The following is a 16,262-nucleotide window of genomic DNA, read 5'->3' as shown; positions in this document are numbered from 1 at the left end:
AGGGCTAACTTGCCAACTCGCCATCGCGCGAAGCGCAGCTAACCCGCTAAAAACAAAACCGGGAACCTAATCACGCTCGGCACACTGCCAACGTCTAAGCTGGAAACGACTGCACAAGCCGAGGCCCGTTTGAAAACGCGACCCACATTTCCGCGCATCGCCTTATCTGCACTCGCACTCGCAACCCAACTCGCCTTCACCCAATCCCCCGCCCCATCCAATCCTCAAAGCCCCGCACTCACCGTACAAACTAATCTCGTCCTGGTCCCGGCCCTCGTCCGCAACAAATCCGGCGCCAACGTCTACACTCTCACCGCCAACGACTTCCTCCTCACCGACGACGGAGCTCCACAAAAGCTCTCGCTCCAGCAGGACACCGACAACGAGCCACTAGCCCTCGTCGTCGTCCTCGAAATCGGCGGCGCAGGCGCACGCGAATTCCAAAACTACGACACACTCGCGCCGCCGCTCGCGCCCATGCTCACCTCCATCGTCGGCAACGTCTATCATCAGGTCGCCGTCGTCACCTTCGACAGCCAGCCGCATCTGCTGCAAAGCTTCACCTCTGACACCGACGAAGCCATCGACGCACTCCGCAGCCTCCAACCCGGCTGCACCCGCCAGCATCATTACAACAACTGCACCGGCCCCAATCATATTTACGACATCCCACTCGGCGACAACGGTGCAGCCATCCTCGACAGCCTCACCTACGCCGTCGATCTGCTCCGCGATCAGCCACCCATCTATCGCCGCGCCATCCTGCTCATCAGTGAAACCCTCGACCGCGGCAGCACCACCACCATCCAGCGAGCCGTCCGCGCCGTCACCGACACCAACACCACCATCTACAGCATCGGTTTCTCCACAGGAAAATCAGAAGCCGTGCACTACGCCGCCCGCGAGCTCCCCACGCAACCCAGCGGCCGCCCAAGCGGCATCCTCAGCCTCGAAAACCATCACCCCAACCCGCCCCACGGCTGCATGGGTAAAGACCCCAATCCCGATCCCGACGCCACCCACAACAAATGGATTCAAGCCTATGACTGCCTCACGCAGCTAGCTCCACCGCTCGCCTTCGCCAAGATGGCAGCCATCGCCGCAGTCGACGGCATGAAGACCAACATCCCCGAAACCGTAGCCCACATGACCGGCGGCGAATACTTCCACCTCTCCAACCCCAAAGAGCTCGAAGGCTATCTTTCCACCATCTCCAACCACGTTCCCAATCGCTACGTCCTCAGCTTCTATCCACAAAATCCCCACCCCGGCTTGCACACCCTAACCCTCCACGCACCGAATTACTCCAGCCTCGAAATCACAGCCCGCACAACCTACTGGATTGATCCTCCAGCCATCGCCCCACCACAAAACTGACTACGCCCAAAAATCAAAAGGGCCGGCATCTCGCCGGCCCTTTTGATACTGCACTCCCCACTACTTCCGCACAGCCTTATGATCCTGCCCACCCTGATGCAAAATGGCATAGCTAATCTGCCCCTTGTCATCCTTCACAAACTCCACCTCAGCATCCACCACCGTCAGAAAGAACTTCGTCTCTGACTCCGGATACACCGGAAACTTGGGCTGATGCGTCGCCTGCGTCATCAACTGATTTCCTTCCAGCGTGAACACAATGCTGAAGTCCGGCGAAAGCTCATACGTCCCCACATACTTCGCCAGAACCGTCGGATCCACCTTCACAATCGTGCGTTCCACAGGCCTGTAATCCGGCCAGTCATACACCGCCGCAATCGCATGCATCACCTCATCGGCAAGCCGCGTTCCGCCCTGAGCATTCGTCATCACCACTGCGCCATCGCCATCCTTGTCGTAGGCAACAAACAGGCTCTCGTAACCCGCATTCACGCCACCATGCGAAAACCACGGATTCCCCGCCGCGCCGCCAAGCTGAACGCCAAGCCCCCAACCTCCCATTCCGCCAGTCAGCATCTTCTCCGTCATCGACTGCGATAAAACATGATTCGTCTTCCCAGCCAGCGAATTCTGCACCTCCAGAATGTACCGGCATAAATCCGAAGGCGTCGTCCACAATCCCGCAGCCGCCATCTCCGGATACGTATGCGGCCCACCCTTCACCGGCGTGCCATCGTCGTTGTACGGCATTGCGGCATTCTTCAAACGATCCGCAGGCAGTGGCTGTTCATATGTGCTACGGCTCATGCCAATCGGCGCCAGCACCGTATCATGCAGCAGCTTCGGGAATGGCTCCTTCGCCGCATCCACCGCCATCTGCTGCATCACCGTAAATCCGCCGCCGGAGTACCGCCAGTTCTTCCCTGGCGCGCTATCCACGCGAATCGCATCCGTATTCGCAGGCTTCTCGCCATTCAACACCTGCACAAGCGTGGGCACTTGAACCCCAGCCTCATAACCAGGAAAACCATGCACCGTCATTCCCGCCGTATGCGTAAGCAGCTCACGCAGCGTAACCGTCGCACCCGGCGCAGCGTCACTCGGCGGCAGCTTCCAGCTTGTCAGTTCTGTATTGATATCCGCATCGAGCGAAAGCTTGCCCTGTTCTACAAGATGCAGCGCAGCCAGGGCGGCCACGGGCTTACTGATCGACCCCGCCTGAAAAACCGTGTCAGCATTCACCGGCTCACCGCCCGTCTGCCGAACCCCATACCCCTTCGCCCACTCAATCGCTCCCTTGTGCACCACAGCGATGCTCACACCGGGCACATGCAGTTCCGCCATCCGCTTCGCCAGCGTCGGACACGGCTCCGGACCATTCCTGATCAACACCGTCGGCGGCACGCAGTTCTCAATCGCTGCAATTCGCTTCTGAACCTCTGGCGTTCCCTGCGCCACTGCCATCCCAGCGTACCCAACACAAACTCCCGCCCCAAGCATCCACATCATCAAAGTTTTTCCGCGCACACGTCACCTCTCACCCAACCCGCAATACGCCACAACCCTATCTTCTGTTCCGCAGAAAATCAAAGGGCCGGCTTTCGCCGGCCCTCTCGTCCTTCGTCACTCGTCCTTAGTCCTTAACCCTCACCTTAGGCTCAACACTCAACCCCGGCCTAAGCTCATGGTTCGGATCCTCATCCTTCAAATTCGTAAAATCAAGCCGAACCGGAATTCTCTGAACCACCTTCACATAGTTGCCCGTAGCATTCTCTGGAGGAAACAGCGAAAGCACCGAGCCCGTCGCGCCGCCAACCTGCGTCACTACAGCGGAGTACTTCTTCCCCGTAGCATCGATGGCAACCTCCACATGCTGGCCCTTGTGCATCTGCTTCAGTTGCGTCTCCTTGAAGTTCGCCGTGATCCAGATATCGCTCAGGCTCACCAGCGTCAGCAGGTTTTGGCCAACGGAAACATTCTGGTTGAGCTCAACGTTCTTCCGCGTCACAATCCCATCTTCAGGAGCCACAATCTTCGCATAGCTCAGGTTCAGCTTCGCCTGGTCCAGTTGCGCCTGCGCCGCCTGCACCTGCGCCACCGCCTGCTTGGCCTTTGCACTCTGCACCGCCACCTGCTGCGGACCCGTCTCAGCGTACTTCAACAGCGCATTTGCTGAAGCCTGTCGCTGCTGCGCCACTCCCACGGCATCCTTCGCCGCCGCGGCGCTCGCCTGCGAGCTCGTCAGCGTTGCCTGGGCAGCCGCCGCAGCAGCCACAACAGCGTCGTATTGCTGCTTGCTGATCACATCCTTCTCTACCAGCGGCTTGTAGCGCTCCAGGTCCTGCTGCGCCTTCGTATTGTTCGCCGCAGCCTGCAGCACCTGCGCATTGGCTGCATCAAGCTGCCCGCGCGCCTGCTGCACAGTTGCGCTCGCGCCCGATACATCCGCGCCCGCCGAACGTAAATTCGCACCCGTGTTGATGTCCGTGATCGGCACATTGACATTCGCCGCCGAGGCATTCGCCTGCGCGCTCGCCAGGGCAGCCTGCGCATTCTCCACCGCTACCTGAAAGTCACGCGGGTCCAGGTCCACAATCGGATCGCCCTTATGAATAAACTGGTTCTCATCCACGTAGACCTTCGCCACCTGGCCTTGGATGCGCGCGCTGATCTGGATCAGGTGACCGCTCACCTGCGCATCATCCGTATCTTCAAAATAGGTGGAGTGCCACCAGAACCCAAGCGCAGCCACGGCCACAACCAACAGAACCACGATGATGATTCCCCTGCGGCTCTTCTTCGGCGGCGCGGACTCCGTCTGCTGCTGCTCCTCCGCGGGATTTTTCGGTGTATCCGCCACGTTACTTTCCTCCCTGCTTGCCTTCCAGATAAGTCTTGTACTGCCCGGCCGCGCCCAGTGAGCGCGCCAGACTCAGCTTCGCCACATTGTGCCGGTACAAGCTGCTTACATACTGATCGTTGGCCTGTGCTACGGACTGCTCCGCCTGGCTCACCGGCAGGTTGTCACTCACTCCGGCCTTGTAGCGCTGCTGAGCCTCGCTCAATGCCTCGCTCGCCAAATCCACATTGGACTTCGCCACTTCCACCTGCTTCTGCGCGCTCTCAATATCCAGCAGCGCATCGCGCACATCGGCATCCACCTGCGCGTTCTTGTCACTCAACTGCGCCTTCGCCGTATCGAGCTGGCTCTGCGCCTGCTGCTCATCGCCGCGAATTCCGAATTCCTTGAACACCGGCACGCTGAAGTTGCCCGACGCATCCACCGTTCCATGCGAGTTGCCGACATTCACGCCAATGTCGCCATAATCCGCATCCACTTTCAACATTGGAAAGCGCTCCGCCGTCGCAGCCTTGCGTTGCAACTCAGCGGCTTTCGTCTGCTCCACCATCGCCGCCAGGTCTTTGCGATCCACATGCGCCTGCTTTAGCGCAGCATTCAAATCAATCTCGTCAAACGCCGCATACGGAGCCCTGTCCGCCACATTGAACTTCTGGTCCAGCGGCAATCCAATCGTCCGCGCCAGCGACAGCCGGTCCTTCTCCAGAGCATTCTGCGCGCTGATCAACTGCTGCTCCAGCGTCTGGTAATCCACACGCGCCCGCAGCTCATCAATCTTCGGAGCCGTGCCTGCCTCGTGGTTCGCAACCGCCTGGTCCAGTGAAACCTTGGACGTCGTCACCTGCGCCTGCACGCTGGCCACTTCCGTCTCATCGGCCACCACCAGCAGGTACGCATTGCCGACCGTCAGAATCACCATCTGCTTCGCGTCATCCGCAGTCAGCTGCGCCGCCGCAAAGTTGTGCTTCGCCGCAATGTAGCTCCTCAGCGATTTCACATCCACCAGGCTCCACGTCAGCGAAGCGCGAATGTCCGTAAATCCATACGGTCCGATGATTGTCGGAAAGCCCGGAAACCGGATACCCTCCGCAGCCAGATCCACCTGCTGATAGCTTTCCTTGAAGGACGCATCCACCGACGGCAGCAGGTTCTGCAACTGGCTCAGCCGCTGCCCCTTGGCCGATGCCGTCTGTGTACCACTCAAAATCACGCCCAGGTTCGTCCGCAGACCGCGCTGAATCGCGTCATCCAGCGTCAGATCCATCACCTGTCCGTTGGCCGTACCTTCCGCCACGCTGCCCTGGAAACTCTGCGCCGTCGGCCCGGCAGCGGTCGGCGTCGTTTGCGCCCCGGCAACTCCGGCAGACAGGCTCCCCAGCATCAGCGCCGCAAAAACAGCGCAGGCACAGGGACCAACCCTAAACTTTCTTGAATTCTCTAACGGCATCAATGATTTTCGACCTGATTTGCGCAAAAGACCGCAGGCTGAATTCCCTTAAAATCGTGTGCTTCTCTACAGATGCACCCGCCCGCCTCGAAGGTTCTGAAAATAGTTTATCGGAGACCAGCAATTAGCCCAGCTTCACCCCAAATTTGTCACCCTGAGCGAAGTTTCAAGCAGAGCTTGAAACGAGTCGAAGGACCTGCGGTTGTTCTTGCTTTTGCTTTTCGCAAGTTTGACCACAACCATCGGGTGCCCCAGGTCCCGCTTTTGAAACCTGGAATACCACAAAAGCCAACTCACTTTTGTCTTTATCGCTCCCTCGGTCCCTGTTCCTTAGCTCTTGATTCCATCCTGCAAAAGCTGCGAAGCCAGCCCGCAAAGCGCCTGCTGAAACAGCTCTCTCACCGCATCCGCCGTCCAGCCCGCACCCTTCGGTCCGCCATAAGCCGCCAGCAGCGCCGCCGTCTCGCCCGCGGGAATCCCCGCCACGGCCCGCAGCGTAAAGATCACCCGCATCGCCGCCGGCAGGCTCTCCAGCCAGGTCCGCACGCGCTCCCGGTCTGGCCCGGCAATCGCCCGCTCAAACTCCTCGCCATGCTCGCTGGCCGCATCCAGGTCGTCGTCTTCAATACAGGTCTGCGCATGCGCCAGGTCCTCAGGAAAAGCCAGCGCATCCACATCTCGCGCCGAAATCTGCGTCAGAGCCTCGCGCGCCAGCACCCGCTTGCTGCTCAACCCCGCCTGAGCCGCATTCTGGCAGCAGGTCACCTCGGAGTCCGCAATTGCAGTCTCAACAAGCTGAATGCTCTCTTCGCCTTCGCCCACCAGCATCGAAGCAATGCTGTACAGCTTCGCCGCAATCAGGTCGAACATCCCATCCTGACCCTCAAACGCGAGCTCCACCGTCGCCTCATCCTTCTCTTTGCCATCCAGCAGGTTCGTCATCGTGCGCTTGAACTCCTCAGCGCCCTCCGGAACCGGCAATGAAAGATCGAGATTTGAATTGCTGTTCTGAGTTTCCTTGCTCATCTGCAAACGCTCCTTACCAGCATGATCAGGAGTGGGGCCTGTCTCCTCCATCCTCAACCCACCAAGGCACCAAGGTCAAACATCCATTCGGAACATCAACTCCACATAAATATCCACCACCTCCGAGGTGTCATCCTGAGCGAACGGGCCCCCAAACGTTTTTCAGTTTGGGGGTGATGAGTCGAAGGACCTGCTTTTGCTTTGTCTTGATCGTTCCCTCGTCATTCGTCATTCGTCCTTAAATTCTCTTCCCCTTAACATCTCCCCGCCCCCAATCCTGTTAGCTAGTACCTTGAGACCGTAACGCGATAGACTTCACATCACCGCGCAGGTGCCAATTCCCATGCCAAAGACCACCACCCGGCAATCCCACTTCAACGGCCGCGACGAATCCTGGATGCAGTTCAACCGCCGCGTCCTCGAAGAAGCCGCCGACTCCGCAAACCCGCTTCTTGAGCGCGTCAAATTCCTCGCCATCACCGGCTCCAATCTCGACGAGTACGTCGAGATCCGCCAGGCCAGCCTCATGCAGCGCATTGAAGACGGCGGCCGTGAGCTCGGCTATGACGGCCTCACCCCAGAGGAATCCCTCACCGCCCTCACCAGCGCTATCCACACCTTCGTCACCGCACAGTACGAGTGCTGGACCACGCAGCTCCTGCCCGAGATGCGCAAGCAAGGCATCCGCCTCCTCGAATGGAACGAGCTCGATGAACCAGCCCGCGCCTTCGCCCAGAACTACTTCCAGCGCGAAGTCGACCCGCTCCTCACGCCCATCTCCATCGATCCCGCGCATCCCTTCCCGCGCGTCCTCAACAAGGCGCTGTGCCTCGCGCTTCTTCTCCGCCTCAAGCGCAAATCCTCCGGCCCGCAGGTCCTCGGCGTCGTGACCGTCCCGCGCGCGCTGCCGCGCTTCATCCGCCTGCCCTCCGAGCAAGGCAAATACGACTACCTGCTTCTCCAGGACCTCATCGCGCAGAATCTTTCACGCATGTATCGCGGTTATGAAGTCCTCGCCCACGCCGCCTTCCGCGTCACCCGCAACTCCAACCTCTACTTCGAAGAAGAAGAGGCCCGCTCGCTTCTTGAAACCATCCGCTTCGAGCTCCACAACCGCCGCAAAGGCGACGCCGTGCGCCTCGAAATCGAAACCGCAGCGCACCCCGAGATCGTCGAGCGCCTCCGCGTCAACTTCGAGCTCGATGAAGATCAGGTCTTCTCCACGAACGGCCCTGTGAATCTCTCGCGCCTCTTCTTTCTTTACTCAGACGTCCAGCGCCCCGATCTAAAATACCCGCCCTTCACGCCAAAGCCTCTTACGCTCTCGCGCAAATCGGCCAACATCTTTGAAGAGCTGCGCCAGCGCGACATCCTCCTGCACCATCCCTACGATTCCTACGATCCTGTCGTCTCCTTCATCCAGCACGGCGCGCACGATGACCGCGTCCTCTCCATGAAGCAGACCCTCTATCGCACCAGTTCCGACTCGCTCATGTTCCAGGCCCTCATTGAAGCCGCGGCCACCAAGGAAACCACCGTCGTAGTCGAACTCATGGCCCGCTTCGACGAGACCGCCAATATCCGCTGGGCCCGCTCCATGGAAGACGCCGGCGTCCAGGTCTTCCACGGCGTCGTCGGCCTCAAGACCCATTGCAAGCTCGCCATGCTCGTCCGCCACGATGAAGACGGAGTCACCCGCCGCTATTGCCATCTCGGCACCGGCAACTACAACCCCATCACCTCGCGCTTCTACACCGATCTCTCGCTCCTCACCAGCAATTCCGAAATCACCGAGCGCGTCCACACCGTCTTCAACTACCTCACCGCGCACGCGGAAATCGACGACTATCGTCCGCTCCTCGTAGCCCCGCTCACCATGGCGGAAAGCTTCCTCGGCCTCATCCGCCGCGAAGCCGACCACGCCCGCGCCGGCAAGCCCGCCCGCATCGTCGCCAAGATGAACGCGCTCCTCGAACCGAGCGTCATTGAAGCCCTCTATGACGCCTCCCAGGCCGGCGTCCACATCGACCTCATCATCCGCGGCCTCTCCATCCTCAAACCCGGCGTCAAAGGCCTCTCGGAAAACATCCGCGTCCGCTCCATCGTCGGCCGCTTCCTGGAGCACTCCCGCATCTTCACCTTCTTGAACGGCGGTGCCAATCCAAGTGAAGCCGAGGTCTACATCGGCTCCGCCGACTGGATGCCCCGCAACCTCTTCGAGCGTTGTGAAGTCGTCTTCCCCATCCGCGACGCCGCCACCAAAGCCCGCATCCAGGACGAAATCATCCCCGCCCTGCTCGCCGATACCCGCAAAGGCCGCCTCCAGCAATCCGACGGCGCCTACACCTGCGTCCACAAGGCCTACCCGGATGCTCCCGGCTTCTCCAGCCAGGACTTCCTGATGCAATACGCCGAAGGCAAATCCGACCTCTCCGAAATCCCTCCGCCCTGCCCCCAGGTCCACACGCATCACCACAAACATTCCAGTCACGAAGCCGCGACGACTGAAGCCGGAAGTCCTGAAGCGACAAACGGCAAGCCCACACCCAAACCCCGCCGCCCCGCAGCCAAACGCGCCTCAAAAGCAGCCGTCGCCACCGCCGTCGCCGACTAAGAGTTCCTTCACTCACCCCCACCCCTGCGGTGTCATCCTGAGATCAGCCGTCCACCTACCAACGCGTGTCATCCTGAACGGAGCCGTTTTCTTCAGGCGAAGTGAAGGATCTGCGGTTGCCTTTCAGGCATCCATCCTGTCCAGAGCCCGCTTGGAATCCGCAGGCTCTACGTCATACCAGCCTCTGCTCAGATCCTGCCACGTGACATTGGCTTGCTCGATCAGAGCAACTTTCTTTTCACGTCGCCACCCTTTCAGCTCTTTCTCTCGTTGGATGGCCAGCGATACATCGCTGAAGGATTCAAACCAGACAAGGCGATCGCAATTGTACCGGGCAGTGAAACCATCTTTTTCGTGCCATTTATGTTGAAAGACGCGAAGACGAAGGTTCCCAGTCATACCGATGTAAAGTGTATGGCTGCGGCTGGCCATGATGTAGGTGAAGTAAATGCGCTCAGCCATTGCCTCATCGTAGAAGCCAGAGTGCAATTCGACAATGTAGTTTTTGCTTCCCCACAGTCCCTCGGAGCAATCGCACTCCCACCCGCTTCCACCACCGCTTATCATCCTGAACATATCCGCATCTCAGGCGCCGCACTCCCGCCAATGGAGTTTCCATGACACCAGCTCACGAAAATAATCTCCTCACCCTCATCCTCGACTCCTGGGACCGCAACAACCAGATCCTCATCAATCTCCTCCGCGCCTTGCCGCCCGGCGGCCTTCAGGCCCGTGCGCTCCCCACCAGTCCCACCGTAGCCCGCATGTTCACCCACATGCACTACGTCCGGCTCATCTTCCTCGCAGAAGACGCTCCACAGTTCACTCCCCAAGTTCCAGACCGCGAATGGCTCGACATCGTGGACCCGGAGGAGATCGCCTCTCAGCTCGACTCAAGCGCTAAAGCCGTCCGCCATGCCGTCGAAAGTCTCCTCCTCTCCGGCACGCCCATGCTGCTCCACTACGACAACCCCCTCCTCTACCTCCAGCACATGATCTGGCATGAGGGCTACCACCACGGACAGATCAAACTCGCCCTCAAGGCCGCTGGCCATCCCTTCGACGACGAGGAAATCGGCCCCTGCACCTGGGACCTTTGGCTCGACAAGGCCCCGGATCATCAAGCCCGGCTGGAAAGAATGAAACTCCGTTAGGACCAGTCTGGCAAAACCGGCCCTTCCGTCTGATCCCGGTTTTGGGACTTGGGATCCCACAAAAGCCAACCTGTCATCCTCACCGCAGCAATACCTAAGGCGGAAGAAAGAACCCGCTTTGCATTCCTCGTCATTCGTCCTTATCCGTAACGCCCCCGCCCCCAAAATCACTACTCGCCAACGCTCTGCCTCCGAGGAGTCCGTAAACCAAAGGAGAAAGACATATGAGCAGCGCATCACGTACCACAGTCAGCGTCCACGTGCAGCCCAAAGTAGATGTGGAAGCCCTCTCCAAAATCATCAGCACCATCGGTGGCCGTTATGGGTGTCGCACCTGCGGCCTCATGGGCATCGATCTCCATCTCACCGGCGATGAAGGCGACCCCTACGAGCTCGCAAACGTCACTGGCGTCAGATCCGCCTAGGCAAATCAATGCAATCGCCTTCGGAGGGTTCAATGGCCGGCACAGTCGAAAGCACACCTCATCGTGTTCCTACGCCCGCGCTGGCCACTACCTACGAGGGCATGGATAGCGACCTCTTTCAGCAGGTCCTTCCGCTCGTCGATTATCTTGAGATCGCGCCCGACAGCATCTCGCGCACCAGCAACGGCCACGCCGGCGCCTTGCGCCCGGAACTTCTCGACCAGATTGCCTCTGCTACTCCGCATACCGGACTGATAGTCCACGGCATCGGCCTCTCCATCGGCACCGCCGACGGATGGAACAGCTCCTACATCCGCCTGCTCGATGAGTTCTTTTCCCGCTTCACCCCGCGCTGGCACAGCGAGCATCTCGGCTACACAACCGTCGATGGGGAAAACCTCGACACCATGCTCTCGCTTCCACGTACTGAAGAGATGCTGGACCTGCTTTGCGAGCGCATCCGCATCCTTCAGGAGCGCTACAAGGTCCCATTTCTCGTCGAGCACATCATCCACTTGCTTCCCGACGCCCCCGCCGAATACACTCCCGCCGCGTTCCTCAACGCGCTCACTTCACGCACCGGCTGCGGCCTCATCCTCGACGCCTACAACCTCGAATGTGACGCGCACAACTTCGGCTTCGATATCCCGTCCTTCCTCGACGAGCTCAATCTCCATCCGGTCCGCGAGATGCACCTCGCCGGAGGCTTCGAGCACCACGGCTTCCAGCTCGACATTCACTCCCGGCCCACCGCGGACTCCACTATCGCTCTCGCCCATCGGATCCTCGCTCGCTGCCCCAATCTTGAAGTCGTCACCTGGGAGCTCCTCAAAGAAGCCGCCCCAGCCCTCGGCGCCAGCATCACCTGCGCCGAGCTCACCCGCATCCGCGCCGAGATCGCAAACATCCCGGCAGAGCTGGCCTCATGCTGACCCTCCGCGAACAGCAGCAATCCCTCCGCCGCATTCTCACTGGCACACCAGTCACCGAAGCCTCAGCCCAGACCGACCCATGGTTGAACGAAGTCATGCACTCCCCCGGCCTCGCCATGACCCGCGAAATCGCCTCCTGGTGGCTGCGCTTCCAGGTCGAGTCGCAATGCATCTACACCTCGCGCCTCATGAAGCACATGGGATGCTACGCAACCTATATCGACGATCACTTCAGCCGGAACCCTACCCCACCCGCCATCGAGGAGCTATCCCGGCACTTCCTCACCTCGCTCGCCGCGCACCCCGACCGTCTTCTCCGATCCGTAGCCGCCTTCGAGCTAGAATGCCTCGTCCCCTCCGCCACCCGGCAAAACCCCGCACTCATCCTCTGGGACCGCGACCCGAACCACGTGCTCACCGCCCTCACCCAGGGCACGGAACTCCCCAAGTCCGACCGCTGCGCCCGCTACATCCTGACCATCGGCCCACCATCCGATTCACCCCGCCACGTCAGTTGTACAAGTGTGTGTCATCGCTGAGTGGAGCACGCCTGGAGCCCAGCAAACGATGGGTGCTGGATTAGTTTGAATTCTCAGGACTCAATGCAGCTTTCAGGAACAATCACGTCCTTGGAGTCGTCTAAGCTTGAGTACCAAGACGCATATCTCAGTTTTTAAGAGGACCATAATTGAATGGACTCGCCCCCCGCACAGCCATCCATTCCTGAGCGGCATGATTCGCTGCGACCTGCGGCGCTTCGGGTCGAGCTCGGCTCCTCTACGCCATCCTCCATTGCGCGCCGCGTCTTTATCGGTCCCTTCGGTCTCCGTGCCGGCTGGAGCCTGCTGATCTATTTCGCAATCTTTGCCGCGATCCTCGTCTCCATCTTTGTCGTCGTCCGGCATTCCGTCGCGGCTGCGCATCCTGCCACCGCGGCGGCCAGACAGACAACTGGCGCACCTGCACCGGCTGGAAAGCGGCTTGCGGACGCCCCTATGCTGACCCGCACCTTCCTCGAGTGGGCGATCTTCCCGATTCTTCTTCTGCTGAGCTGGATCATGGCCGCCGTGGAACGTCGCAAGCTCTCCGCTTTCGGCCTGGGAGGCGTCCATCCCTTCCGGCGCTTTCTCATCGGAGCTGTTTGGGGGGTTCTAGCGATTTCACTGCTCATCGTCGTCTTATATAGCCTGCATTTGCTTAGCTTTGACGCACGTCTTGAGCATGGCCCCGCCATCCTTATCTGGGGCGCAATTCAACTCTTCGCCTTCTTAGGTGTTGGCCTCTCTGAGGAATACCTCTTTCGTGGCTATATTCAGTTCACCCTTACGCGTGGCCTGGTCGGCCTCGGCAACCTGATCTCCCAACCCCATGCTCGCGCGATCTCCTTCTGGCTTGCCTCCTCCGGCACCTCTGCGCTCTTCCTTCTGGCCCACACCTCCAACAACGGCGAAAACCTCTTCGGGCTCCTGCAGGTGTTCCTCGTCGGCTTCGTCTTCCTTGCAGCACTTTGGCGTACCGGCTCGCTCTGGTGGGCTATCGGCTTCCATACTTCCTGGGACTGGACTCAATCCTTCCTCTACGGTGTGCCCGATAGCGGCAGCCTTATGCAGGGACGGCTTTTTGCCACACACGCATCCGGAAATCCTGTGCTTTCCGGAGGGACGGCTGGCCCTGAAGGCAGCGTGTTCTGTATCCCCGTGCTGCTCCTCGTCCTTGTCGTACTGTTCTTCACGCACTCCTCGCCGCAGCCGCCTCTTGAAACCAAAACCTGACGACAAGCGCCTGGCAGATACCCAAATAGCCCCGATTTATCTTTGCTCGCCGGGTGCCCCAGGTCCGGCGTCCCCACGGAGCCGGAGCGCCTTCTGCTTCGTGGGGTGGAGATCCTTGCAGTTAAGGATCCGGATTTCCAGCCTCTGATTTCCGATCCTCCCAACCCCTGTGGAAATCTTGTCAAGCCCTTCTTTCAGAAATATTTCCTAACACGCTGATTCTAAAGCGCGAAAAACTTTGCCAACTTTGCGTAGAATTACCACCCTTTATGGCACACTAAAAAAGATGAGAGAAGAAAACCGCCACTCCCGTTCCGGGCTGGCGGTTTTTGCCTTTTAGGAAGCAACAAACTGTGAAGACACCTTACGCACTGGAAACTTTCGCGTGAAGAAGAAGGCGGAAGCAATTGAAAATAGGGGATTTACAGAACTCTTCCACGCGTTCTCACAGCTTCACAGCCATGCCGCTCCTCACAGAAACTGTGAAGTCACACATAAGCCTCTTGAATTGAATTGCTTGCAATCGAAGCCCGCACAGGGTAACTCACGAAACTGCGCAACTGTGATCAACTGAAAGGAAAGAATATGTCGAACGCACCTCAGCTCTTTCAAAACATCTCTCCGGCCCACTTCGCCGTGCTCCAGCAAAAGGCCGCAGCCGCCGGCATCCCCATCTCCGGAAACTCCGGCTCCGCCTCCAAAATGGGCATCGAAGTCGCTTGGGACTACTCACCCGACTCGCAGCAGCTCAGCCTTCAGTGCCTCAAGTCGCCCTTCTTCATCAGCGTCAATGACGTCAACAAGAAGATCCACAACCTGGTCACCGAAACTCTTGCCAACGCCTGATTTCTGAATAAAAAATAAGGTATCATCCTGAGCGAACCGCGGTCCCCAGACCGGGGTCCCCGGCGAGCGATTTTTGCTCGCTGGGGTGGAGACGTTTTCTTCAGTCTGGGAGTGATGAGTCGAAGAACCTGCTTCTGTTTTTGTAGCTTTATGCTCTCCAAACCTCACTGAACAACAACCCAAACAGCATCTCTTTCCGCTCCTCAAGTACAAACCCAGCGCTCCTCAGCGCCACCGCATGATCCGGAAGCCGTCGGATTCGCAACCCCGTCAGCAGCCCGAAAGCGCGATACAAAAACCCAACCACCACCCGTCCCGCAAGCCGGCCAGCCCAACCCTCGGGTACAGCAAAATCGGAGACAACCCAACGCGCGCCCTCCGTCAGGCTTCCCCTGACGGAGCCAGCCAGCGCCACAACCTCCTCTGTCGCCAGGCAATCAAGAAAGAAATGGCTCACCACTAGGTCATACGCATCGGCACTTTCCGGTCGCCATAAACGAATATCCGCCACAATCGTCCGCACCCGCCCGGCACTCGCTCCAGCCCGCTCAACTAATGCCCGCAACATGGCAGGACTAGCATCCACAGCATCAACCCGCACCGCGTAATTAGCCCTCAGTAGCTCCGCCGTAAACCGCCCATCGCCATCGCCCAGCACTAACGCGCGCCGCGCCGTCTCCAACTCACCCAGAAACGCGCACCGGCATCGTTGCAGCAGCGGCCCAAAGCTGAGCCACTCCATCCAGCGATAAGCGCCGGCCAACCTGTCGAAATTTGCATTCGTATCGGGAACCATTTGGAAGTATAGGTAGGCCGGGGATTCATCCCCGGCAATCACGCCACAATAACGGGTCGGGCTTTAGCCCCTGAGGTATTTCTCAAGCAGCAACACCACCGGCGTCAGCAAAACCAGATCCGCAGCCGCCCGCAGACTCAACGCCGAAATCCGCCCGCGCAAACAATCGAGCAGCGCCAGCAACAACGCCGAACAGGCAGCCGCAATCAGCAGTGGACCGGACCTCGGCCCACAGAACACAGCCAGCCCAAGCGCCGTCACCGCCAGAACCACAGCCGCCCAACGCACCCGCGCCGCCCGCTGCGATTCCCACACTGCAATCGCATGCAGATTCAGCCACGCCAGCGCCGCAAAAACCACAATCGCCGCCAGCGGAAGCCGCAGGAACTGCGCCACACTATGCGCCGCGCCCACCTGCGAGCAAACCGGCAACGCACACCCAATCACAAACAGAGCGCCAACCACAATCTCCGCCACCCGCCCCCGCAGATGAGCCGCACCCCCGGAAAACATCCGCCGCCGCGTATGCACACTGGTCAGCCATAGCAGCGTTGCCGCCGCCACAATCGAATCCGGCCGGATGCTCCGCGCCGGCAGCCGCGACATCACCACCACCGCAGCCGCCACAGCAGCAAGCGCCGCGGCAGGCAACAGTACCCGCCTGTGCCGCCAATGAAAGTAGTGCCGTTCCCGCAGCTCATGTTCAGGAGGAGTCCGCAACCCGGCCCTCGCATCCAGCAGACGGTCGCCAATGTAGATCGTCCACACAATCAGCGCCAGCGCCGCCGTCATCCACCCCGGCAGGCTCACATGCGCAGCCCACGCAAAGGCCCACGCCCACACCACCGCCACCGTCGGCGCGTCCAGACTGGCCAGATGCCAGAGATGCACCGGCTCAATCAGCGCGCGGAGGCGCAAACTCATTGCCCGGGAAGGCGAATTCAGCAGTGTCGCCACTATCTCTATTGTAGGCCGCAGCTTTTCCACGCCTCGAACCGGACACCAATGTTACA

Annotated in this window: 15 protein-coding genes; 8 read left to right on the top strand and 7 right to left on the bottom strand. The window is 59.6% G+C overall.

Annotation, left to right across the window (positions count from 1 at the left end; all coding sequences use genetic code 11):
- The first annotated feature begins 129 nt into the window (after positions 1–129).
- Positions 130–1,377, top strand: a complete 1,248-nt coding sequence (locus tag VO84_RS15370) for a VWA domain-containing protein (RefSeq protein ID WP_231737965.1) — start codon at positions 130–132, stop codon at positions 1,375–1,377.
- A gap of 60 nt (positions 1,378–1,437) precedes the next feature.
- Here the strand turns inward: VO84_RS15370 and VO84_RS15365 are convergent, their stop codons facing one another.
- The 4 genes from VO84_RS15365 to VO84_RS15350 form a co-directional block, all read right to left on the bottom strand.
- Positions 1,438–2,886 (bottom strand): serine hydrolase, encoded by a 1,449-nt coding sequence (locus tag VO84_RS15365; RefSeq protein WP_082662016.1) that lies wholly within the window; start codon positions 2,884–2,886, stop codon positions 1,438–1,440.
- Between the two features lie 124 nt (positions 2,887–3,010).
- Positions 3,011–4,237 (bottom strand): HlyD family secretion protein, encoded by a 1,227-nt coding sequence (locus tag VO84_RS15360; protein ID WP_058188447.1) that lies wholly within the window; start codon positions 4,235–4,237, stop codon positions 3,011–3,013.
- A 1-nt stretch (position 4,238) separates the two neighbouring features.
- Positions 4,239–5,684, bottom strand: a complete 1,446-nt coding sequence (locus VO84_RS15355; protein WP_058188446.1) for a TolC family protein — start codon at positions 5,682–5,684, stop codon at positions 4,239–4,241.
- A gap of 330 nt (positions 5,685–6,014) precedes the next feature.
- The gene (locus VO84_RS15350; RefSeq protein WP_058188445.1) at positions 6,015–6,710 is read right to left on the bottom strand and encodes a hypothetical protein; all 696 of its coding nucleotides are present in this window, start codon (positions 6,708–6,710) and stop codon (positions 6,015–6,017) included.
- 343 nt (positions 6,711–7,053) lie between these two features.
- On the opposite strand from VO84_RS15350, the gene ppk1 reads away from it, so the two are divergent.
- On the top strand, positions 7,054–9,324 hold the full coding sequence (ppk1, locus tag VO84_RS15345; protein ID WP_082662015.1) for a polyphosphate kinase 1: 2,271 nt from the start codon (positions 7,054–7,056) through the stop codon (positions 9,322–9,324).
- 123 nt (positions 9,325–9,447) lie between these two features.
- Here ppk1 and VO84_RS15340 read toward each other — a convergent pair whose 3' ends face one another.
- The gene (locus VO84_RS15340; protein WP_058188805.1) at positions 9,448–9,786 is read right to left on the bottom strand and encodes a GIY-YIG nuclease family protein; all 339 of its coding nucleotides are present in this window, start codon (positions 9,784–9,786) and stop codon (positions 9,448–9,450) included.
- Positions 9,787–9,941: 155 nt separating this feature from the next.
- Here VO84_RS15340 and VO84_RS15335 point away from each other — a divergent pair, with 155 nt between their 5' ends.
- The 6 genes from VO84_RS15335 (at position 9,942) to VO84_RS15310 (ending at position 14,453) form a co-directional block, all read left to right on the top strand.
- Positions 9,942–10,478, top strand: a complete 537-nt coding sequence (locus tag VO84_RS15335) for a DinB family protein (protein ID WP_058188444.1) — start codon at positions 9,942–9,944, stop codon at positions 10,476–10,478.
- Between the two features lie 224 nt (positions 10,479–10,702).
- Positions 10,703–10,903 (top strand): hypothetical protein, encoded by a 201-nt coding sequence (locus tag VO84_RS15330; protein ID WP_058188443.1) that lies wholly within the window; start codon positions 10,703–10,705, stop codon positions 10,901–10,903.
- Between the two features lie 32 nt (positions 10,904–10,935).
- On the top strand, positions 10,936–11,835 hold the full coding sequence (locus VO84_RS15325; RefSeq protein WP_058188442.1) for a DUF692 domain-containing protein: 900 nt from the start codon (positions 10,936–10,938) through the stop codon (positions 11,833–11,835).
- The gene (locus tag VO84_RS15320; RefSeq protein WP_058188441.1) at positions 11,829–12,374 is read left to right on the top strand and encodes a hypothetical protein; all 546 of its coding nucleotides are present in this window, start codon (positions 11,829–11,831) and stop codon (positions 12,372–12,374) included. Before VO84_RS15325 ends, VO84_RS15320 begins: the two co-directional genes overlap by 7 nt.
- Before the next feature lie 153 nt (positions 12,375–12,527).
- The gene (locus VO84_RS15315; protein WP_058188440.1) at positions 12,528–13,607 is read left to right on the top strand and encodes a CPBP family intramembrane glutamic endopeptidase; all 1,080 of its coding nucleotides are present in this window, start codon (positions 12,528–12,530) and stop codon (positions 13,605–13,607) included.
- A 585-nt stretch (positions 13,608–14,192) separates the two neighbouring features.
- A complete protein-coding gene (locus tag VO84_RS15310; protein WP_058188439.1) occupies positions 14,193–14,453 on the top strand; it encodes a hypothetical protein in 261 nt (86 codons plus the stop codon).
- A gap of 148 nt (positions 14,454–14,601) precedes the next feature.
- On the opposite strand, the gene VO84_RS15305 is transcribed toward VO84_RS15310, so the two are convergent.
- Both VO84_RS15305 and VO84_RS15300 read right to left on the bottom strand, forming a co-directional pair.
- Entirely contained in the window at positions 14,602–15,249 is a 648-nt protein-coding gene (locus tag VO84_RS15305) for a class I SAM-dependent methyltransferase (protein WP_058188438.1), read from the bottom strand.
- A 63-nt stretch (positions 15,250–15,312) separates the two neighbouring features.
- Positions 15,313–16,173, bottom strand: a complete 861-nt coding sequence (locus tag VO84_RS15300; protein WP_157439910.1) for a hypothetical protein — start codon at positions 16,171–16,173, stop codon at positions 15,313–15,315.
- Positions 16,174–16,262: the final 89 nt, after the last annotated feature.

The organism is Occallatibacter gabretensis (assembly GCF_001449115.1).
Classification (GTDB): Bacteria; Acidobacteriota; Terriglobia; order Terriglobales; family Acidobacteriaceae; genus Telmatobacter; species Telmatobacter gabretensis.
The sequence above is the reverse complement of the archived record's forward strand: the minus strand, read 5'-3'. Positions and strand labels throughout refer to the sequence as shown.